Genomic DNA, 20,378 nt, shown 5'->3' with positions numbered 1-20,378 from the left:
TCAGAACCATTTTAGCAATTAGTCAAGAAAGGAAGGGTCAATCCATTCAGTCGCCCATTTAGAAATCTCACCTAATATGGGTGCTAGTGCCTTTCCTTTATCAGTCAATGAATATTCGATGCGAACCGGAGTTTCAGGGATGACATCCCGCTTCACTACTCCTTCAAGCTCAAGTTCTTTCAGCCGTTCTGACAGAACTCTGCCGCTTAGATTTGGAAGTGCTGCTTCAATTTCGCTAAATCGCTGCGACCCGTTCAAGAGCTGAAATACGATTAAAGCGACCCAGCGTTTACTTAAGATGTCGACTGCTTTTTCAAATCTAGGACACATTTCTGATTGGTTCATACTTTTCACCTCGTCTGTCACTATTATAACGCAAATAACGAGGGAGGGCATGCAAGCGTGATTGATAAAATATAGAAAGAGAAACAGGGGATTATGAGGAAGAGGCGCGTTTTTTTGCTTCTGAAGACAAAAAATCGAAGTATTTGCTGAGATTTTCAATATCCTGCTTTGAGAGATGTTCCCATTTTTGACTATTGAAAATCGGGAGGTGCTCCGCTCCGCGTGTGACAGCCGTCTGGTAAATTTCATAAACGGATTGATAGCCTTCAGATGCTTCGCGGATTTCTTCAGGAAAGGCCTGAATATGGCCTGCGGCGGCCATTAGGTTTTCGTACGGCACTTTCAGGACGGCTGCCAGTTTTTTAATCGTGGCGGGTTTTGGCGTCCCGCGTTTGCCGTTTTCAATTTTTGAAATGGTGGCCGAGCTGATGCCTGAGTACACCGCAAGCTGATTCACTGTCAGTTTGCGGGCGCGGCGCAGCTCCCGTAATTGCTGTCCGAACGGTGACATGGTCTATCGCCTCACATTTCTATCAAGAGTCAGTCATCAGCAGACCGTTTTTTCGCTTCATCTGAAATAAACGAAAAATAATGATCCAGCATGAGCAAATCTTCTTTATTGAGATATTGCCACTTTTCGTTCTCAAGAAGCGCAAGGTTTTTCAGGTCATAGGCCTCCGCTTTTTCAAGCAGCTTGCACTTCGTTTCATAAGGGGCCCTGGCTTCATGCACTTCTTCGATGTAACCAGCCTTGTACATAAGCCCCTCATAAGGAATTTTTAAGGCCTCTGCCAGTTTTTTGATGGTGGCAGGTTTGGGAACGCCCCGTTTTCCGTTTTCGATTCTGGAGATGCCGGCCGCGCTTACGCCTGAATAAGTCGCCAGCTGGTTGACTGTTAACTTTCTCTCTTCACGCAATGCCCGTAATTGTTCGCCAAAGCTTTCCATATATCTCACCCCGTCCCTCACTGTTACTCATATTTTAGTATGTTTATTGACTAAAGGGAATAGGTAGACTGGAAATGTATTGACAAAAGTTAACATAAGCCGTAATGTAAAAGTATAGAAAAAAGTTTTTCAGGAATGGAAGGTGAGGAAAGTGCCAGTAGAAAAGATACAGATTAGACGTGATTATGTCTTGCAGTATATGGTTAATAACGATTATTCCCTTAATCAGCTTGCGCTGGAAATCGGAGTCTCACCCGCCACACTGAGCCGCGTGCTGAATGGAGAAAGAAGGCCGGGGCAGCTTGTGATTGGTAAAATGCTTCACTATTTTAATTTGAAATTTGAGGATCTTTTTTACTATGATTTCGTTGACAAAAGTCAATAAAGTAACAAAAAACGCAAGGAAGCCAAGCGTTTTCTATTCCTATGAATGATGTGTCAGCACAAACCCTGTCACCAGCTCATTGCACGTTTTCCATTGTTTTGTCGGCAATTGATGTCCCTGATATTCCAATCTGAAAAATTCGGCATGTCTGCACGATCTTCGGTAATAGCCTGCGTTTGTAAAGGTCCAGTCCCGCAGGCCGCCATACATAAACAGCATTGGCATTTCTAGGCGGGGCAGCTGTTCAATGCAGTTGTAGCCAAGCGAATCCAGATAATACTGATGCCAATGGGCCTGGTCTGCTTTTTTCATATGGTCTGTTAATATGCTGCGAAGCTGTCTGTCTTTTGTGTGGCTGCCAGCGAGGATTTTCATGAGCAAACCGGGGTTTTTTTCAAGCAGATACATTCCCAGTTTGTGCAGCTTCTGGCCGATTACGTTATGAACAGCGGGGTAGGCGCCGGACAGAATAAGGTGTGACACTTTGTCCGGGCGGGTGAAGCCGATATGCTGCGCGATTAAGCCTCCGGCAGAATACCCGAATAACACAGCTTTATCAATGTGCAAAGCGTCCATGAATTGCGCGATCTCGTTTGCGTAATAGGAAATAGACGCTGGCTGATCGATGTGATCACTATCACCGTGGCCACTTAAATCCGGAAAAATCACCCTGAAATGCTTGGATAGAAGGCGCTGATAATAAAAAACCTTTCGTCCCATGCCCGGCGGGTGGATAAAAATGATAGGGATTCCCTGTCCATATTCTTCATAAAAAAGATGTTTCCTGCTGTCTATGCTGATAAGCGGCATCGCTTTTCTCCTTTGACCTTTTCATATGAATAGGGTAACCAAGATAAAACGTCTTATCCGGCCTTTTGGCGTCTGATACAGCGTGACATGCCAACCCTTTTCATGTAAAATAGAAGTAATGTAGCCAGTGAGTCTGGAGGTGTATGGGATGCACGCAGTTTTGATTACCTTATTGGTTATCGTCAGCATTGCACTTATTATTGTCGTTTTGCTTCAATCCAGTAAAAGTGCCGGATTATCTGGTGCGATTTCAGGCGGAGCGGAGCAGCTCTTCGGGAAACAAAAAGCAAGAGGTCTTGATTTAATTTTGCACCGCATTACGGTAGTGCTGGCAGTCTTGTTTTTCGTGTTAACGATTGCGCTTGCTTATATCCTATAGGGCAATGTTTGTATAAGGTCTGATGTGAAGTCAGGCCTTTTTCACGTTTCTGGATGATATTCAAAACGTTTTTTTCTGATTAAACTGTGGAAAACTAAAATGATCGTGCAGATAGAAAGGGAGACATGAGCATGAAAGTTGTGACACCAAAACCATTTACATTTAAAGGCGGAGACAAAGCGGTGCTTTTGCTGCATGGCTTTACAGGAAATACAGCGGATGTAAGGATGCTGGGACGATATTTGAATGAACGCGGCTATACGTGCCACGCGCCTCAATATGAAGGACATGGCGTCCCGCCTGAAGAACTTGTACATACGGGGCCCGAAGACTGGTGGAAAAACGTAATGGATGGCTATGAATATTTAAAATCTGAAGGTTATGAGAGCATTGCTGCCTGCGGACTGTCGCTTGGCGGGGTTTTTTCGCTGAAATTGGGTTACACTGTACCCATAAAGGGAATTGTCCCAATGTGCGCACCGATGCATATTAAGAGTGAAGAGGTCATGTATCAAGGCGTTCTTTCATACGCTCGCAATTACAAAAAGTTTGAGGGGAAAAGCCCGGAGCAAATTGAAGAGGAAATGAAAGAATTCGAAAAAACGCCGATGAATACCCTCAAGGCGCTGCAAGACTTAATTGCTGATGTGCGGAATAATGTCGATATGATTTATTCACCGACATTTGTGGTGCAGGCCCGTCATGACCACATGATTAATACCGAAAGCGCCAATATTATTTACAACGAAGTGGAAACTGATGATAAACAGCTGAAATGGTACGAGGAATCAGGGCATGTCATTACACTCGACAAAGAACGTGACCTCGTCCATCAGGATGTGTATGAATTTTTAGAGAAGCTCGATTGGTAATCAACAGGAGGTCGGATAATGGAAAAAGAAGCATTTATGGAAAAGCTTCTCTCGTTTATGAAGGAAGAGGCGTACAAACCTCTGACCGTTCAGGAACTTGAGGAGATGTTAAATATTACGGAAGCCGAGGAGTTTAAAGAGCTCGTCAAAGCGTTAGTCGCCTTGGAAGAAAAAGGGCTTATCGTACGGACGAGAAGCGACCGCTACGGCATTCCGGAGAAGATGAATTTAATAAAAGGAAAGATTTCAGCCCATGCGAAAGGATTCGCCTTTTTGCTGCCTGAGGATACGTCGTTAAGTGATGTGTTTATTCCGCCTAATGAGCTAAATACGGCAATGAACGGCGATATCGTCATGGTGCGTCTGAACTCACAATCAAGCGGCTCCAGGCAGGAAGGAACCGTCATACGGATTTTAGAAAGAGCGATTCAGCGGGTTGTCGGCACGTATACAGAAACGAGAAACTTCGGCTTTGTCATTCCGGACGACAAAAAAATCACGAGTGACATCTTCATTCCGAAAAATGGGAAAAATGGAGCTGCGGAAGGGCATAAGGTTGTTGTCAAGCTGACGAGCTATCCTGAAGGCCGCATGAACGCAGAGGGTGAGGTTGAAACCATTCTCGGCCACAAAAACGACCCGGGCATTGATATTTTATCGGTCATTCATAAGCACGGCCTGCCGGGAGAATTTCCAGCTGACGCGATGGAACAGGCATCAAGTACGCCTGACACGATTGATGAAAAAGATCTGAAAGACCGCCGTGATCTCCGTGACCAGGTGATTGTCACCATTGATGGTGCGGATGCGAAGGATTTGGATGATGCAGTTACCGTGACGAAGCTTGATGATGGAAGCTACAAGCTTGGCGTTCACATAGCTGATGTCAGCCATTACGTAACCGAAAACTCGCCGATTGACAAAGAAGCGCTTGAAAGAGGGACAAGTGTGTATCTGGTTGACCGTGTCATCCCGATGATTCCGCACAGATTGTCAAACGGCATCTGCTCCTTAAATCCAAAGGTTGACCGCCTGACGCTTTCTTGTGAAATGACAATTAACAGTCAGGGACAGGTGACAGAGCACGAGATCTTCCAAAGTGTCATCAAAACAACGGAAAGAATGACATATTCAGATGTGAATAAAATTCTTGTTGATGATGATGAAGAGCTGAAACAAAAATACGAGCCTCTTGTTCCGATGTTCAAAGACATGGAGCGTCTGGCTCAAATTCTGCGCGATAAGCGGATGGACCGCGGCGCCGTTGACTTTGATTTCAAAGAAGCAAAGGTGCTTGTTGATGACGAAGGAGCGGTTAAAGACGTTGTGATCAGAGAACGCTCTGTCGCCGAGAAGCTGATTGAAGAATTTATGCTTGTAGCAAACGAAACAGTTGCGGAGCATTTCCATTGGATGAATGTCCCGTTTATATACCGGATTCACGAAGAGCCGAATGCTGAAAAGCTGCAAAAGTTTTTAGAATTTGTGACGACATTTGGCTATGTGGTGAAAGGAACGGCGGGGAATATTCATCCGCGCGCGCTGCAAAGCATTCTGGACGCTGTGCGTGACAGACCAGAGGAAACGGTTATATCTACTGTTATGCTCCGTTCGATGAAACAGGCGAAATACGACCCGCAAAGCTTGGGGCACTTCGGTCTGTCAACGGAATTCTATACGCATTTCACATCACCGATCCGCCGTTACCCGGACTTAATCGTTCACCGTCTGATCCGAACGTATTTGATCAACGGCAAGGTCGATGAAGCGACACAGGAAAAGTGGGCTGAACGCCTGCCGGATATCGCCGAACATACATCATCTATGGAGCGCCGTGCAGTTGACGCCGAGCGTGAGACGGATGATCTGAAAAAAGCGGAATACATGCTTGATAAAATCGGTGAAGAGTTTGACGGCATGATCAGCTCTGTGACAAACTTCGGAATGTTCGTCGAGCTGCCGAATACAATTGAAGGACTCGTCCATGTCAGCTTTATGACAGATGACTACTACCGCTTTGACGAACAGCATTTCGCAATGATTGGCGAGCGGACAGGCAACGTCTTCCGCATCGGGGATGAAATCACAGTCAAGGTTGTCGATGTCAATAAAGATGAGCGCAATATCGACTTTGAAATTGTCGGCATGAAAGGCACTCCGCGGCGTCCGAGAGAATTGGACAGCAGCCGGAGCAGAAAACGCGGAAAGCCTGCCAGAAAACGTGTTCAAAGCACCAATACACCTGTTTCTCCAGCTCCGTCTGAGGAAAAAGGGGAGTGGTTCACTAAGCCGAAGAAGAAAAAGAAAAAACGCGGCTTCCAGAATGCTCCGAAACAGAAACGGAAAAAGAAGAAATAGCAGCTCAACCAGCAAATAGGGCCGCAGCGCTCTATTTGCTTTCTTTCGGAAACAGCTTTTCATTGTAGCGGTACGTGACATTTGGTAAAATAGAGCGTATCGCAAAAGGTGGACAGTTTTTCCTTAGAGAGAGGAGGTTCTGGCATGCCAAAAGGGTCAGGAAAAGTATTATCTCAAAATAAGAAAGCCAACCACGATTATTTTATAGAAGAAACCTATGAAACAGGCATCGTTCTGCAAGGAACCGAAATCAAATCGATTCGCGCCGGCCGCGTAAACCTTAAGGATTCCTTCGCCAAAATCGAACGGGGAGAAGTGTTTCTCCACAATATGCACGTCAGCCCATATGAGCAGGGAAACCGCTATAACCACGATCCGCTCCGGACAAGAAAGCTGTTAATGCACCGCAAGGAGATTAATAAGCTGATCGGGTTAACAAAGGAAAAAGGCTATTCTCTCGTTCCGCTGAAGCTGTATTTAAAAAACGGCTTTGCCAAAGTGCTTCTCGGCCTTGGAAAAGGGAAGAAGAACTATGACAAACGGGAAGATCTGAAGCGCAAGGACGCGAAGCGGGAAATCGAAAGAGCGTTCAGAGACAGTCAAAAAGGCTTCTAAAGGCATAGTGCTTGATTCGAAAATCAGGCCTGTGCTATACTGTGTTCACGATCAGATCACGACGCCATTCATTTGAAGGATTTGACAATTGAAAAGAGCCGTGATCATGTTATAATAAGACTATAGCCAGTTTGAGTGAGAGCTTGATATTTTCTCCCGTATTTCCCTTATACCAAGGGGACGTTACGGATTCGACAGGGATGGATCGAGCTTGAGCTGCGAGCCGAGAGGCGATCTCGTAAACACGCACTTAAATATAACTGGCAAAACTAACAGTTTTAACCAAAACGTAGCATTAGCTGCCTAATAAGCGCAGCGAGCTCTTCCTGACATTGCCTATGTGTCTGTGAAGAGCACATCCAAGTAGGCTACGCTTGCGTTCCCGTCTGAGAACGTAAGAAGAGATGAACAGACTAGCTCTCGGAAGGCCCGCCCGCAGGCAAGAAGATGAGTGAAACCATAAATATGCAGGCTACGCTCGTAGACGCTTAAGTAATCGATGTTTCTGGACGTGGGTTCGACTCCCACCGTCTCCATACATACTGACAATAAAGCAGAACCTCTTAAGAGGTTCTGCTTTATTTTTTCTCCAAACCACAGGCACCAAAAAGTGCGTACTTCCATTTCAATCCCAGCTGTTTCATACTGATTGCAGAGCAGATGTTTCACCAATCAGATTTCTGTCAATAAATAAGAGGAATCAAAAACGGAGGGATGAATAATGAAGCTGAATTTACAAGGAAAAACCGCACTGGTGACCGGTTCGACATCAGGGATCGGAAAAGCTATTGCCTCTTCGTTAGCTGAAGAAGGTGCGGCAGTGATCATTAACGGACGCCGGGAAGAGAAAGTGAATCAAACGATAGATGAACTGAAAACACAACATGCTGAAGCGGTTCTTTATCCGGCTGCATTTGATTTGGGAACAGAAGAAGGCTGCAATGAGCTGTTTCAGGCATATCCAGAGGTTGATATTTTGGTCAACAATTTAGGGATTTTTGAACCGGCGGAGTACTTTGATATTCCCGACGATGAATGGTTTCGTTTTTTTGAAGTGAATATTATGAGCGGTGTAAGGCTGACACGCAGGTATTTGCATAACATGATAGAGAAAAAAGAAGGGCGTGTGATTTTCATTGCCAGTGAAGCGGCGATTATGCCGTCACAGGAAATGGCCCATTACAGTGCGACAAAAACGATGCAGCTGTCCATTTCCCGCAGTTTGGCGGAGCTGGCAACCGGCACGAATGTCACAGTCAACACCGTCATGCCGGGCTCTACCTTAACAGAGGGTGTGGAAACCATGCTGAACTCGCTGTATCCTGGTGAAAACCTGACTGTTCAAGAAGCTGAGGCACGTTTTATGAAAGAAAACCGGCCGACATCTATTATTCAAAGACTGATCCGTCCGGAAGAAATCGCCCACTTCGTTACATTTTTAAGCAGTCCGCTTTCCTCTGCGATCAATGGCGCGGCACTTCGGGCGGACGGCGGTTTGGTCCGCAGTGTCTTTTAAACCTCTCCCAATAGGAGAGGTTTTTTTATATATTGTTGATTTCCATAAATTTCTGCCGTATAATATTGGTACCGAAATAGTTTTCTTGGTACCGAAAGCGGGGGATTAATATGGATAAAAGAATTCTGGCGGAAACCTTCCGGCTGATCAAGCAGAAAGGATTTTCATTTACGATGAATGATTTGGCGGCAGCGCTGGGAACGAGCAAGCGGACGCTCTATGCATATTATTCATCTAAAGATCAGCTTGTTGAGGCGGTTGTCGAACAATTTATAGCTGAAATGAAGCAAATAGAAAGAGACATCTATGAAAATGAAAGTTTAAATGTGCTCGAAAAGGTGAAACAAATGCTGATCAGCCTTCCGCAGGGGATGGAACTGCTGAACATGGGATTATTAAATGAACTAAAGAAATACCATTACGATGCGTGGCTTACATTAGACGCGTTTATTAAGGAAGAATGGGCGATTGTCCTAGCATTATTAAATGAGTGCAAACAGCAAAAGAGAATCAGAAACATCAATCCGGACCTGTTTGTTCACATGTATATAGGGAGCATCAATCAAGTGTATGACCCTGAATATCCGCTGAAACATCAGTTCACGACAGGAGAGGTACTTGAATCAATTGTAGATGTTTTGTTTAACGGTATAACAGCTGATGAGGAGGCTGATGCCACATGAATTGGGTGTTTCTATGCTTGGCGATTTTGTTTGAGGTTGCGGGAACTGTCAGCATGAAGCTATCGTCTGGTTTTACAAAGCTTATTCCCAGTTTGCTGTTGATTTTCTTTTATGGAGGGAGTCTTTTCTTTCTGACGCTTACGCTTAAATCCATTGATGTATCAGTTGCTTATGCTGTATGGTCAGGGATGGGAATTGTCTTGATTACAGTCGTTGGTTTTTTGTTTTTTCAAGAACATGTGAGTGTCATGAAAGTCATTTCAATTGGATTGATTATTGCCGGTGTTGTGTCTTTAAACCTGATCGAGCATGTTGCGGTGTCTGAGCCGGTACATAAAAGCGGGCAGTACAAATGAGATATATGAAGCTGTTTTTTCTCGTGACTGATATCGGTTTTATCTTGTACTGGCTGTCAGCCGGATTTTCGCTCATACCGGAAAGCTGGGCTTTTAAACATCATGACCATCCGTTTATGATCGCTTGGAACTGGTCTTTTTTTCCGCTGGATATCCTGATTTCTGTCACAGGGTTGTACAGCTTGTACCTACAGCGGGTGAATCGTGCTGACTGGAAGCTGATGGCGCTGATTTCTCTTGTGCTGACCTGTTGTTCAGGTCTGCAGGCGCTATCATTCTGGACATTCAGCAGTGACTTTGATCTTGTGTGGTGGCTGTTTAATGGGTATCTATTGATTTATCCTTTATTTTTTATTCACCTGCTCTTGAAGGAAGGCAGAAGGACAAAACAGTCCTGACAGGTGCCGCTTTTATAATAAACTGATGTAATGAAGCAGAGACGGTATAAGTCTCTGTTTTTTTATCGTGCGCACCAATTGAGAAGCTAACCGCGTTTTTGGGCATACTAAAGCGAAGAAACTGGAAAAGTTCTACACATTCATTGAAAAGGATTTTGTCAAATGAACAAAACTGCTGCGAACAATCAAAGAATCATGCCTATCGTGAAGGATGCCTTTCGCATTCATGCAAATCCATTTCCTTGGAAAAAGGCTATCGGATCAGGTTTCGCTTCAGGGTTTCCTGTGCTGGTCGGTGCATTGGCAGGTCACACGGATTACGGATTAATTGCAAGTATCGGAGGCTTTGTTTATTTATATGCGGGCGGTGAATCGTACAAAAAGCGCGCCTTGAAGCTGCTCTTGGTTTCTATTGGGATCGCCCTCTCATTTGGTTTAGGGACGCTTTTGTCCGGGATGCTTTGGATGATGGCGGCTGTTTTGGGGCTGATCGGTGCAGCGGCGATGTTTATTTTTAGCGCGCTCGGCATTCAAGGCCCTGCGCCGATGTTTTTTGTCCTTGCCTTTTTAGTCAGTTCCGGGCTGCCGGCCGATCCTTCACAAGCGCTGTTCAGAGCGGGACTGACGTTTCTCGGCGGCATTTTCGCCATGGGTATCGCTTTAATCGGCTGGTTATGGAACAAACATGGACCGGAGGGAGCGGTGCTGCAAAAAACATATCATCAGCTGGCTGCATGTCTTTCAGCCGTCGGAACGCCAGGTTTTCATAACGCACAGCATCAGACGGTGCTCATGCTTAGAACAGCCCGCCAAACGGTTCTTGGGAAAGGGAACAGACGGAAAAAATCGCGGCATGATGAACGATTTTTTCGCCTCCTTGAGAAAGCTGACGACATATTTATTGCCATTATTCATTTTTCAGCTGAAACGCCGGACAGAGAGACCGCGCAGATTGAAAAGGCACTTCGCCAAACCGGAGATATGCTTGCGAATGCACGGGTTTTCAATACGTTTCAGATTAATGAAAATGAATCTGAGCCTAGGCGGAAGCTGTTTGAAGAAATCAATGAGGTTTTGTATATCGCTTCAGGACGTTTTGATAAGCAGCTTGACGGGGAACCAAGCCGCCTGCCATCCTCTTTTTACTTTTTGAGAAATGCCTTTGACTGGAAGTCTCCAGTTTTGATTAGAGCGTTAAAGTACGGAATTGTTCTGTTTGCCGCCGATATGTTTGCCCTCGCATTCGGCTTTGCACGCTCCTATTGGATTCCGCTTTCGGCAGCAGCGGTCATGCTTGGCACTACTGTTGTTTTTACGCTTCACAGGGCTATTCAGCGTTCGGCCGGAACGGTGATCGGTGTTATACTGGCAGGCGCAATCCTGTTTTTTAAGCCGGGCGGTGTTTATATTGCGTTTTGTATTGCAGCGCTGCAATGTCTTCTTGAGATGCTGATCGTCCGCAATTATGCGCTGGCTGTTCCCTTTTTAACCGCAAATGCGCTTGTTATCACAGAAAGTATGCATGGCGGGGCGGGCGCCGGTTATTTTATGATAGCGAGGCTGACTGATGTAGCTGTCGGCAGCGTGATCGGGCTGTTGGGAACAATGCTTTTGTGGCGGCGGTTTTCAACCAAGCGGCTGCCAGAACTTGTGCGGAATGTCATCCGGCTGGAAGGGCAGTTTATGGAGAAACTGTTAACCGGGCAAATTGCCGACGAACACAAGTTAAGGGTGAGTCTTGTCAGGCTTCGGGATGCGTATGACAAGGCGCTTGGCGAGTTTCCTCACGCGAATGCGGATGCGCTCTGGCCTGCCATTTCCGGTGCTCAGCACTTAGGGTACTATTTGCTCTCGGCGCAAGCTCACCGCCGTCCGTCTGCTCCGTTTTCTGATGAAGAGATCAACCAGCTGCGGGCGTTTTTTGAACAGGCTGAGCAATCCTTTATCATGAAAAGGATGCCTGCGGATATTCAAGTGCCGCATGTCCCTCATTATCCTCGGATCAGTAAAGAATTGTCCGCGCTGTATTCCGGCTTGAGAACAGCTTTTGAAAAGTAAGCTGTTTGGGAAAGTTAAATAATCTTTAATTCGAGATGTTTTACTTGAAAGTAAATTTCTTTGTCTCTATAATAAAGTCTAAGAGAGACAGAATAATCATTATGCATCTGTATGATAATAATTGATGTGTGATTTTTAAAAACGAAAGGGCTGGTAAAAATGGCAAAAGTATTATATATCACTGCTCATCCACATGACGAAGCAACTTCGTACAGTATGGCAACAGGTAAAGCATTTATCGAATCTTACAAAGAAGCGAATCCAAATGATGAAGTTGTACATATCGATTTGTACAAAGAAAACATTCCGCACATTGACGCAGATGTATTTAGCGGATGGGGAAAGCTTCAGTCAGGTACAGGCTTTGAAGAGCTTTCTGAAAGCGAAAAAGCGAAAGTAGGCCGTTTGGGAGAGCTTAGCGATCAATTTGCATCAGCTGATAAGTACGTATTTGTTACTCCTTTATGGAACTTCTCATTCCCGCCAGTGATGAAAGCGTATCTCGATTCTGTTGCTGTTGCAGGAAAATCATTCAAATACACAGAACAAGGTCCTGTCGGCTTGTTAACTGATAAAAAAGCAATTCATATCCAAGCGCGCGGCGGCTACTATTCAGAAGGCCCTGCGGCTGAGATGGAAATGGGGCACCGCTACATCGGCATCATGATGAACTTCTTCGGCGTACCATCATTCGATGGCATTTTCGTAGAGGGACATAATGCGGAGCCTGATAAAGCACAGCAAATCAAAGAAGACGCGATTGCGCGTGCGAAAGAAGCAGGAAAAACATTCTAATGAAAAAGCCTCCCCTTATTTGGGGAGGCTTTTGTTTTAGTGCTCCAGCATAATGGTTCGTTTCTCTTTACTGCTTTCCATCGCGGCTTCAATGATGCGGATGACATTAATACCTTCCTCAGCAGTGACTGGCAGCGCAGCACCTTCTCGTATGCTTTCCGCTATTTTACGGTAATAAGTAAGGTAGGAGCCATTTACTGATGGAATCGTTTCTGTTTTTTTGTCGGAGCCACGAATGGTTGTAAGCTTTCCGTAAAACTCCGGAACATCCGCACCCCAGCTGTCATCCTCTGGTTTTCTTCCCGCTCTGAGTGCGTCTTCCTGTCCGTCAATTCCATATTTGATAAAGCTAGAATCTTTTCCATGGATTTGATAACGAGGTCCGTTTGCCGGAACGATTGATCCTCCGTATAGAATGGCTTGAAGCTTGCCATAATCCAGGGTTAAATGAAAATAGTCAACCGTTTCGGCATTTTCCCGCTGGGCCATCACGTTTGCAGTCACGGCTTTAGGCATCCCAAACAAATGCAGGGTTTGGTCTATGATGTGGGAGCCGAGATCATACAGCGTACCAGTGGCAGTGCCTTCTTTTTCCCGCCACCGCGCTTGAACTTCAGGTCTGTAGCGGTTATAGGAAACTTGATATGTATTGATATCTTCAAGGGATCCCTCAGAGATCAGCTTTTTAATCGTTAAAAAATCGTTATCCCAGCGTCGGTTATGATATACGCTTAATAATACGCCTTTTTCATCGGCAGCCCTTTTTAATGTTTCCCCCTCTTCGGCCGTTGCTGTCATTGGTTTTTCCATCACAACATGTTTTCCGGCCTGTATGCATGCCATAGTATGCTCGTAATGAAGGCCGCTCGGGGTGGTGACAATGACAAGCTCAATGGCAGGGTCATTTGTGATTTCTTCAAGCTCATGTACAACCTCAGCATCTGGAAAATCCCGTTTCACTTCTTCTGTCCGTGATGTCATGATTTTGCTGATTTGATATTCATCCAGAACATCCAGCAGCGGCCCGTGAAAAACAGAACCGGACAATCCGTATCCTAATATTCCAACCTTGATCGTATCCACTTTTCTTCTCCCCTTTAAAAGCGTTATCAACAGAAGTATATACCCTCCTGATCAAATGGTAAAACCTAACTGATTCATTTTTTGCGTCGGCATGCTTAGACAACCGTTTGGACAATCAGTATAATGGGAATTAATATCATTAAACAGAGGTGTACGCATGGAAAAGCATAACGAACATAAAACATTAAACCATAAAAGCTCGAAAGAAAAGGATCAGATTACAAACCGGCTTAAGCGGATTGAGGGCCAGGTCAGAGGCATTCAAAACATGGTGGAAAACGACAGATATTGTGTAGATATTCTTGTGCAAATTTCAGCTGTTCAGGCGGCAATGAAAAATGTGGCGCTTCATTTGCTTGAGGATCATGCCCATCATTGTGTAGCAGATGCCATCAAAAGCGGAGACGGGGAACAGGCCATTTCTGAGCTTTTGGACGTATTTAAAAAGTTCACAAAATCATAAAGCGTTTTTTATTGTAATACCCTACGGGGGTATGGTAGGATGAAAATAGAAAGAATAAACAGGAGGAATTGATATGGAACAAAAAACATTGCAAGTTGAAGGAATGTCTTGTCAGCACTGCGTCAAAGCAGTAGAAACAAGCGTAGGAGAACTGGACGGCGTCAGTGCCGTTCATGTCAATCTGGAAGCGGGTAAAGTCGATGTTTCGTTTGATGCTGACAAAGTATCAGTCAAAGATATTGCGGATGCGATAGAAGATCAGGGCTATGACGTAGCCAAGTGATTCAAGGTATCGCGCCTTTAGGGAGGCGCGATATTTCTTTCATTTTTATATACCCCCCAGGTGTATATAAAGGAGTGAGTATGTTGAGTGAACAAAAGGAAATCGCGATGCAGGTCTCTGGTATGACCTGTGCGGCATGTGCTGCCAGAATTGAAAAAGGCCTGAAGCGGATGCCCGGTGTCACGGATGCAAATGTTAATCTGGCAACGGAAACATCAAATGTAATCTACGATCCTGCTGAAACAGGGACTGCAGCGATTCAGGAAAAAATAGAGAAGCTGGGCTATCACGTCGTTACAGAAAAAGCTGAATTCGATATTGAGGGCATGACCTGTGCGGCTTGCGCCAATCGGATTGAAAAACGGCTTAACAAAATAGAAGGCGTCGCAAATGCACCAGTAAACTTCGCTTTAGAAACAGTTACGGTCGAATACAATCCAAAAGAAGCGTCTGTCAGCGATTTGAAAGAAGCGGTAGATAAGCTTGGATATAAGCTAAAGTTGAAGGGTGAACAGGACAGTGAGGCTGCTGCTAAAAAGAAAGAAGAACGGAAGCAAACGGCGAGACTGATTTTTTCAGCTGTCCTGTCATTTCCATTGCTTTGGGCGATGGTGAGCCATTTTACATTTACATCATTCATTTGGGTACCGGATATATTTCTCAATCCGTGGATGCAGTTTGCGCTGGCGACACCAGTCCAGTTTCTGATCGGCTGGCCGTTTTATGTGGGTGCGTATAAGGCGCTTAGAAATAAAAGCGCCAATATGGATGTATTGGTCGCCCTCGGTACGACGGCTGCTTACGCTTATAGTCTTTATCTAACTTTTCAAAGCATTGGCTCTCACGGGCATACAGACGGCCTTTATTATGAAACAAGCGCGATTTTGCTGACGCTGATTTTATTAGGCAAGTTGTTTGAAACAAAAGCAAAAGGCCGTTCCTCGGATGCGATTAAAAAGCTGATGAAGCTTCAAGCGAAAACAGCTACTGTTGTAAGAGACGGACAGGAGCAAATCATCCCGATCGACGAAGTGCTTGTTAATGACATTGTTTACGTCAAACCTGGCGAACGAATTCCTGTCGACGGAGAAGTGGTTGAAGGCCGTTCAGCGGTTGACGAATCGATGATTACAGGAGAAAGTCTTCCTGTTGACAAAAATCCTGGTGACAGCGTGACAGGTTCAACCGTTAACGCAAACGGCTTTCTGAAAATTAAAGCTGTCAACGTCGGAAAGGATACTGCGCTTTCTCATATCATCAAAATTGTTGAGGAAGCACAAGGGTCAAAAGCGCCGATCCAGCGTCTCGCTGACCAGATTTCAGGCATTTTTGTACCCATTGTATTGGGGATTGCGGTTCTCACTTTTCTCATTTGGTATCTTTGGGCGGCTCCTGGCGATTTTGCCGAAGCGATCAGCAAGTTCATTGCGGTTCTTGTCATTGCCTGTCCTTGCGCCCTCGGTCTTGCCACTCCGACGAGCATAATGGCTGGATCTGGACGCGCTGCTGAATTCGGGATTTTATTTAAAGGCGGCGAGCATTTAGAAAAAACACATCGTCTCGATACAATTGTTCTTGATAAAACCGGAACCGTGACAAACGGGAAGCCGCGTCTGACGGATGCCATTCCATTCGGCCGTTTTGAAGAAAAAGATTTGCTTCAATTTGCAGCGGCAGCGGAAACGGGATCAGAGCATCCGCTTGGCGAAGCGATTATTGCTGGCGTGAAAGATAAAGGGCTTGAGATACCGAAACTTACCCGCTTTGAAGCAAAAGTCGGCGCAGGCATTTTGGCTGAAGCCGGAGGAAAAAGCATTCTCGTCGGCACAAGAAAATTAATGGAGAGCGAACAGGTTGAGCATGGGGCTCTTCTCGCCCAAATGGAAGAGCTAGAGGCCGAAGGGAAAACAGTTATGCTTGTATCCATTGATGGAGAAGCAGCGGGGCTAGTAGCAGTTGCAGATACGATTAAGGATACGTCGCGGAAGGCTGTTGCCCGTCTGAAAGAGTTGGGTCTTGATGTCATCATGATGACAGGAGACAATCGCAGAACCGCAGAAGCCATCGCGAAGGAAGCGGGAATTGCGAATATCATTGCGGAAGTTCTTCCTGAACAAAAGGCGGCGGAAATCGCCCGCTTGCAAAAAGAAGGCCGCCAGACAGCAATGGTAGGCGACGGAATTAACGATGCGCCGGCGCTTGCCACAGCTGACATCGGCATGGCGATTGGAACTGGCACGGACATTGCCATGGAAACAGCAGACATTACACTTATTCGCGGCGATCTGAACAGCATTGCCGACGCAATCCGCATGAGCAGATTGACAATGAAAAACATTAAACAAAACTTATTCTGGGCGCTTGGCTATAACAGCCTCGGCATCCCAATCGCAGCACTTGGATTTTTAGCACCGTGGATAGCAGGAGCAGCAATGGCATTCAGCTCCGTTTCCGTTGTTCTGAATGCTCTTCGTCTGCAAAAAGTAAAATGAAAAACCGGCTATATGCCGGTTTTTGTTTTTCATTGACACTTTCTTGGAAAACAACATATAATAGGTGTAACTTATATATGAGTATATGCTCATATATATAAAATAAATACAATACTCATTGATACGCTTTGAAGAGGGAACCCTAAATCGGAAGGTAAGGTGAGACTAGTGAAACAGGAATATGTTCTGGACGGTTTGGATTGCAGCAATTGTGCCCGAAAAATCGAAAATGGAGTCAAAGGCATAAAAGGCATTAACGGATGCGCGGTAAATTTTGCGGCAAGCACCTTAACTGTCTCAGCCGATGGGAAAGAAGAGCAATGGGTCACGAATAAAGTAGAGAAAAAAGTGAAATCAATTGATCCGCATGTAACGGTTCGCCAAAAGCATATAAAGAAATCAGCTGATGATGGCTATCGTAATCGAATGGTCAATATGCTGATCAGAATGGCGGCGGCTGTCATTCTCGGCGCAGCGGCATATTTGGTTCAGTCGGGAACCATTGAATTTTTCCTTTTCCTCGGTGCTTATTTGATTATCGGCGGTGACATTATAATCCGCGCAGTCAAAAACATCATCCGCGGTCAGGTGTTTGATGAGCATTTCTTAATGGCTCTTGCCACAATCGGCGCTTTTCTGATTCAGCAATACCCTGAGGGGGTCGCCGTTATGCTGTTTTATCAAATCGGTGAGCTTTTTCAAGGAGCCGCGGTCAGCCGTTCCAGAAAATCAATTAGTGCGTTAATGGACATACGGCCTGATTACGCCAATCTCAAAACAAAGAACGGCATCGAACAGGTTTCGTCGGAGGACGTTCAGACAGGAGACATCATTGTGGTTAATCCGGGAGAAAGCATACCCCTGGACGGTAAGGTCGTGCAAGGGTCAGCGATGGTTGATACATCTGCTTTAACAGGTGAGTCCGTTCCGAGAAAAGCTGCGGAAGGACAAGATGTAATGTCAGGCTTTATCAATCAAAACGGCGTTCTGCATATTGAAGTCACAAAGGGCTATCAGGAATCAGCAGTATCAAAAATATTAGACTTGGTTCAGAATGCGAGCAGCCGTAAAGCCCGGACAGAAAACTTTATCACGAAGTTTGCCAAGTATTATACACCTGCTGTGGTGATCATTGCGGTATTGCTGGCCTTTGTTCCGCCGCTTGTTCTTTCTGGCGCCGCGCTTTCCGATTGGGTGTACCGCGCGCTTATCTTTTTAGTGATTTCTTGTCCTTGTGCGCTTGTTGTCTCTATTCCGCTCGGTTTCTTCGGTGGAATCGGAGCGGCCTCAAAGGCCGGAGTGCTTGTAAAGGGAAGCAATTATTTAGAAGCTTTGAATCAAGTCAAATACGCGGTGTTTGATAAAACGGGAACACTAACAAAAGGCAGCTTTGAAGTGACAGAAATCAAACCCGCGGAAGGTTTTACAAAGGATAGATTACTTGAAGCGGCGGCATACGCTGAGCTTCATTCACAGCATCCGATTGCTGAATCTGTGCGTAAAGCTTACGGGAAAATGCTTTCCTCCGATGAGATTGAGTCATACGAAGAAATCTCCGGTCACGGCATTTTTGCAAAGGTAAATGGAACTGAGATCCTTGCTGGGAATAAAAAGCTCATGGAAAGAGAACAAATTGAGGATGTCCCGGATGAAAATGCTGGAACAATCGTACACGTTGCTGTAGATCAACGCTATGCCGGAGCAATCATCATAGCGGATGAGATAAAGGAAGACGCAGCACAGGCGGTTGCTGATCTGAAGTCGCTTGGGATCAAACAGACAGCTATGCTGACGGGTGATTCGAAACAAACGGGAGAAGCCGTCGGAAAACAGCTTGGGATTGGTGAGGTATATGCAGAGCTGCTGCCGCAAGATAAAGTCGCGCAGGTCGAAGCATTAGAAGCTAAGCTTTTGCCTAGTGAAAAACTCATTTTTGTCGGTGACGGCATCAATGATACGCCGGTGCTTGCACGCGCAGATATAGGGGTTGCGATGGGAGGCCTTGGCTCAGACGCCGCGGTAGAAGCCGCAGACATCGTGCTGATGACAGATCAGCCGTCAAAAATAGCAGAAGCGATTCGGATTGCGAAACGGACACGGCGAATCGTGTGGCAAAACATCGGCTTTGCTTTAGGTGTGAAAGCGATCTTTCTCATTCTTGGTGCATTTGGAATTGCGACCATGTGGGAAGCGGTTTTCTCAGATGTCGGCGTTACACTGCTTGCTGTGGCGAACGCCATGCGCGTCATGCGTCTCAAAAACAAATAAATTGTCGGAGAGAATTCATTTTTTCGGGGTTTTCTTATCAGCGCTTGTCTTGTTAAAATAAAGAAGTGGGTCAATTGCGATCCGCTTCTTTTTTAATTTTAAAACGATGAGGTGTCGGAGTGAAAAAGAAACAGCAGTCTTCTGCGAAATTCGCGGTCATCCTTACGGTTGTGGTTGTTGTATTGCTAGCAGCCATTGTCATCATTAATAACAAAACGGAACAAGGCAATGATGCGGTGTCCGGACAGCCGTCTATCAAAGGGCAGCCTGTGCTTGGCAAGGACGATGCACCGGTAACTGTAGTAGAATTCGGAGATTACAAATGTCCGTCTTGCAAGGTGTTTAACAGTGACATCTTTCCAAAAATACAAAAAGACTTTATTGATAAGGGCGATGTGAAATTTTCTTTCGTGAACGTCATGTTCCATGGAAAAGGTTCAAGGTTAGCGGCTCTTGCATCTGAAGAAGTATGGAAGGAAGACCCTGACTCTTTCTGGGATTTCCATGAAAAGCTGTTCGAAAAACAGCCGGATACGGAACAGGAATGGGTAACCCCAGGCCTCCTTGGTGATCTTGCAAAAAGCACCACAAAGATAAAACCTGAGACGCTCAAGGAAAATCTTGATAAGGAAACATTCGCTTCTCAAGTGGAAAAGGATTCTGACCTTAATCAAAAAATGAACATACAGGCAACACCGACGATTTACGTCAATGATAAAGTGATCAAAAATTTTGCGGATTATGATGAAATCAAAGAGACAATAGAAAAAGAGCTGAAAGGGAAGTAACAATATGAAAAATAGAATCGTATTTTTATATGCTTCCTGGGTTGTGGCTCTTATCGCTATGCTGGGCAGCCTGTATTTCAGTGAAATCAGAAAGTTTATTCCATGTGAACTGTGCTGGTACCAGCGTATCCTCATGTATCCGCTCGTCCTGATTTTAGGCATCGCCACCTTTCAAGGGGACACACGAGTGAAAAAATATGTGCTCCCGATGGCGATTATTGGGGCATTCATTTCGATCATGCATTACTTAGAGCAAAAAGTGCCCGGCTTTAGCGGCATTAAGCCATGTGTCAGCGGCGTGCCGTGCTCGGGCCAATATATTAACTGGTTTGGTTTTATTACGATTCCATTCCTGGCCCTGATTGCTTTTATCCTGATTATCATTTTTATGTGCCTGCTGAAAGGCGAAAAATCTGAATAACAAAAAAAGCGCCCGCGTATGCCGGGCGCTTTTTTAATTTCGCAAACTCATGTCCATCAGCA

General features: G+C 45.4%; 22 protein-coding genes and 1 other RNA gene. 18 read left to right on the top strand and 5 right to left on the bottom strand.

Annotation, left to right across the window (positions count from 1 at the left end; genetic code table 11):
- Nucleotides 1–18: 18 nt before the first annotated feature.
- From catR to rghR, 3 genes are all read right to left on the bottom strand, one after another.
- Nucleotides 19–345 (bottom strand): catDE operon transcriptional regulator CatR, encoded by a 327-nt coding sequence (catR, locus tag NST22_RS17635; RefSeq protein ID WP_003242888.1) that lies wholly within the window; start codon nt 343–345, stop codon nt 19–21.
- A gap of 91 nt (nt 346–436) precedes the next feature.
- Nucleotides 437–856: a helix-turn-helix transcriptional regulator gene (locus NST22_RS17630; RefSeq protein WP_003228377.1), complete on the bottom strand. Its 420-nt coding sequence runs from the start codon at nt 854–856 to the stop codon at nt 437–439.
- 29 nt (nt 857–885) lie between these two features.
- Nucleotides 886–1,293, bottom strand: coding sequence for a transcriptional repressor RghR (gene rghR, locus NST22_RS17625; protein ID WP_003220034.1), 408 nt, complete (start codon nt 1,291–1,293; stop codon nt 886–888).
- Between the two features lie 151 nt (nt 1,294–1,444).
- Here rghR and NST22_RS17620 point away from each other — a divergent pair, with 151 nt between their 5' ends.
- On the top strand, nt 1,445–1,678 hold the full coding sequence (locus tag NST22_RS17620; protein WP_009968172.1) for a helix-turn-helix transcriptional regulator: 234 nt from the start codon (nt 1,445–1,447) through the stop codon (nt 1,676–1,678).
- A 39-nt stretch (nt 1,679–1,717) separates the two neighbouring features.
- Here NST22_RS17620 and NST22_RS17615 read toward each other — a convergent pair whose 3' ends face one another.
- Complete coding sequence (locus tag NST22_RS17615) at nt 1,718–2,488, bottom strand: alpha/beta hydrolase (RefSeq protein WP_003228381.1); 771 nt, start codon at nt 2,486–2,488, stop codon at nt 1,718–1,720.
- Nucleotides 2,489–2,636: 148 nt separating this feature from the next.
- Here NST22_RS17615 and secG point away from each other — a divergent pair, with 148 nt between their 5' ends.
- The 11 genes from secG to azoRB all read left to right on the top strand — a co-directional run bounded on the left by secG (nt 2,637) and on the right by azoRB (nt 12,518).
- Nucleotides 2,637–2,867 carry a preprotein translocase subunit SecG gene (secG, locus tag NST22_RS17610; RefSeq protein ID WP_003220028.1) on the top strand — a complete coding sequence of 77 codons (231 nt, stop codon included), beginning with the start codon at nt 2,637–2,639 and terminating at the stop codon, nt 2,865–2,867.
- A gap of 131 nt (nt 2,868–2,998) precedes the next feature.
- Entirely contained in the window at nt 2,999–3,739 is a 741-nt protein-coding gene (locus NST22_RS17605; protein ID WP_003242610.1) for a carboxylesterase, read from the top strand.
- A gap of 18 nt (nt 3,740–3,757) precedes the next feature.
- A complete protein-coding gene (rnr, locus tag NST22_RS17600) occupies nt 3,758–6,097 on the top strand; it encodes a ribonuclease R (RefSeq protein ID WP_003228386.1) in 2,340 nt (779 codons plus the stop codon).
- Nucleotides 6,098–6,241: 144 nt separating this feature from the next.
- Complete coding sequence (gene smpB / locus NST22_RS17595) at nt 6,242–6,712, top strand: SsrA-binding protein (protein WP_003220025.1); 471 nt, start codon at nt 6,242–6,244, stop codon at nt 6,710–6,712.
- A 176-nt stretch (nt 6,713–6,888) separates the two neighbouring features.
- Nucleotides 6,889–7,251: a transfer-messenger RNA gene (ssrA, locus tag NST22_RS17590) on the top strand.
- Between the two features lie 182 nt (nt 7,252–7,433).
- Nucleotides 7,434–8,228: an SDR family oxidoreductase gene (locus NST22_RS17585; RefSeq protein WP_003228388.1), complete on the top strand. Its 795-nt coding sequence runs from the start codon at nt 7,434–7,436 to the stop codon at nt 8,226–8,228.
- A 110-nt stretch (nt 8,229–8,338) separates the two neighbouring features.
- Nucleotides 8,339–8,911 (top strand): TetR/AcrR family transcriptional regulator, encoded by a 573-nt coding sequence (locus NST22_RS17580; RefSeq protein WP_003243160.1) that lies wholly within the window; start codon nt 8,339–8,341, stop codon nt 8,909–8,911.
- Nucleotides 8,908–9,267 (top strand): multidrug efflux SMR transporter, encoded by a 360-nt coding sequence (locus NST22_RS17575; RefSeq protein WP_003243874.1) that lies wholly within the window; start codon nt 8,908–8,910, stop codon nt 9,265–9,267. Before NST22_RS17580 ends, NST22_RS17575 begins: the two co-directional genes overlap by 4 nt.
- Nucleotides 9,264–9,665 carry a YvaD family protein gene (locus tag NST22_RS17570; protein WP_003242541.1) on the top strand — a complete coding sequence of 134 codons (402 nt, stop codon included), beginning with the start codon at nt 9,264–9,266 and terminating at the stop codon, nt 9,663–9,665. Before NST22_RS17575 ends, NST22_RS17570 begins: the two co-directional genes overlap by 4 nt.
- 162 nt (nt 9,666–9,827) lie before the next feature.
- Nucleotides 9,828–11,723, top strand: a complete 1,896-nt coding sequence (locus NST22_RS17565) for an FUSC family protein (RefSeq protein WP_003243180.1) — start codon at nt 9,828–9,830, stop codon at nt 11,721–11,723.
- A gap of 159 nt (nt 11,724–11,882) precedes the next feature.
- Nucleotides 11,883–12,518 (top strand): FMN-dependent NADH-azoreductase AzoRB, encoded by a 636-nt coding sequence (azoRB, locus tag NST22_RS17560; protein WP_003243587.1) that lies wholly within the window; start codon nt 11,883–11,885, stop codon nt 12,516–12,518.
- 36 nt (nt 12,519–12,554) lie between these two features.
- Here azoRB and iolW read toward each other — a convergent pair whose 3' ends face one another.
- The gene (gene iolW, locus NST22_RS17555; protein ID WP_009968169.1) at nt 12,555–13,631 is read right to left on the bottom strand and encodes a scyllo-inositol 2-dehydrogenase; all 1,077 of its coding nucleotides are present in this window, start codon (nt 13,629–13,631) and stop codon (nt 12,555–12,557) included.
- A 127-nt stretch (nt 13,632–13,758) separates the two neighbouring features.
- Here iolW and csoR point away from each other — a divergent pair, with 127 nt between their 5' ends.
- From csoR to NST22_RS17525, 6 genes are all read left to right on the top strand, one after another.
- The gene (csoR, locus tag NST22_RS17550) at nt 13,759–14,064 is read left to right on the top strand and encodes a copper-sensing transcriptional repressor CsoR (protein WP_003228404.1); all 306 of its coding nucleotides are present in this window, start codon (nt 13,759–13,761) and stop codon (nt 14,062–14,064) included.
- Between the two features lie 73 nt (nt 14,065–14,137).
- Nucleotides 14,138–14,347, top strand: a complete 210-nt coding sequence (copZ, locus tag NST22_RS17545) for a copper chaperone CopZ (protein ID WP_003244260.1) — start codon at nt 14,138–14,140, stop codon at nt 14,345–14,347.
- Nucleotides 14,348–14,430: 83 nt separating this feature from the next.
- Nucleotides 14,431–16,839, top strand: a complete 2,409-nt coding sequence (gene copA / locus NST22_RS17540) for a copper-exporting P-type ATPase CopA (protein ID WP_003242925.1) — start codon at nt 14,431–14,433, stop codon at nt 16,837–16,839.
- A gap of 159 nt (nt 16,840–16,998) precedes the next feature.
- The gene (locus NST22_RS17535; RefSeq protein WP_014906546.1) at nt 16,999–19,107 is read left to right on the top strand and encodes a heavy metal translocating P-type ATPase; all 2,109 of its coding nucleotides are present in this window, start codon (nt 16,999–17,001) and stop codon (nt 19,105–19,107) included.
- A gap of 119 nt (nt 19,108–19,226) precedes the next feature.
- A complete protein-coding gene (gene bdbD / locus NST22_RS17530) occupies nt 19,227–19,895 on the top strand; it encodes a disulfide bond formation protein BdbD (protein ID WP_003228414.1) in 669 nt (222 codons plus the stop codon).
- Nucleotides 19,896–19,899: 4 nt separating this feature from the next.
- On the top strand, nt 19,900–20,316 hold the full coding sequence (locus NST22_RS17525) for a disulfide oxidoreductase (RefSeq protein ID WP_003228417.1): 417 nt from the start codon (nt 19,900–19,902) through the stop codon (nt 20,314–20,316).
- The last annotated feature ends 62 nt before the right edge of the window (nt 20,317–20,378 follow it).

This window comes from Bacillus sp. PS237, assembly GCF_037963345.1.
GTDB lineage: Bacteria > Bacillota > Bacilli > Bacillales > Bacillaceae > Bacillus > Bacillus subtilis.
Note: the sequence above shows the minus strand (reverse complement) of the source record. Positions and strands in the feature narration are given on the sequence as shown.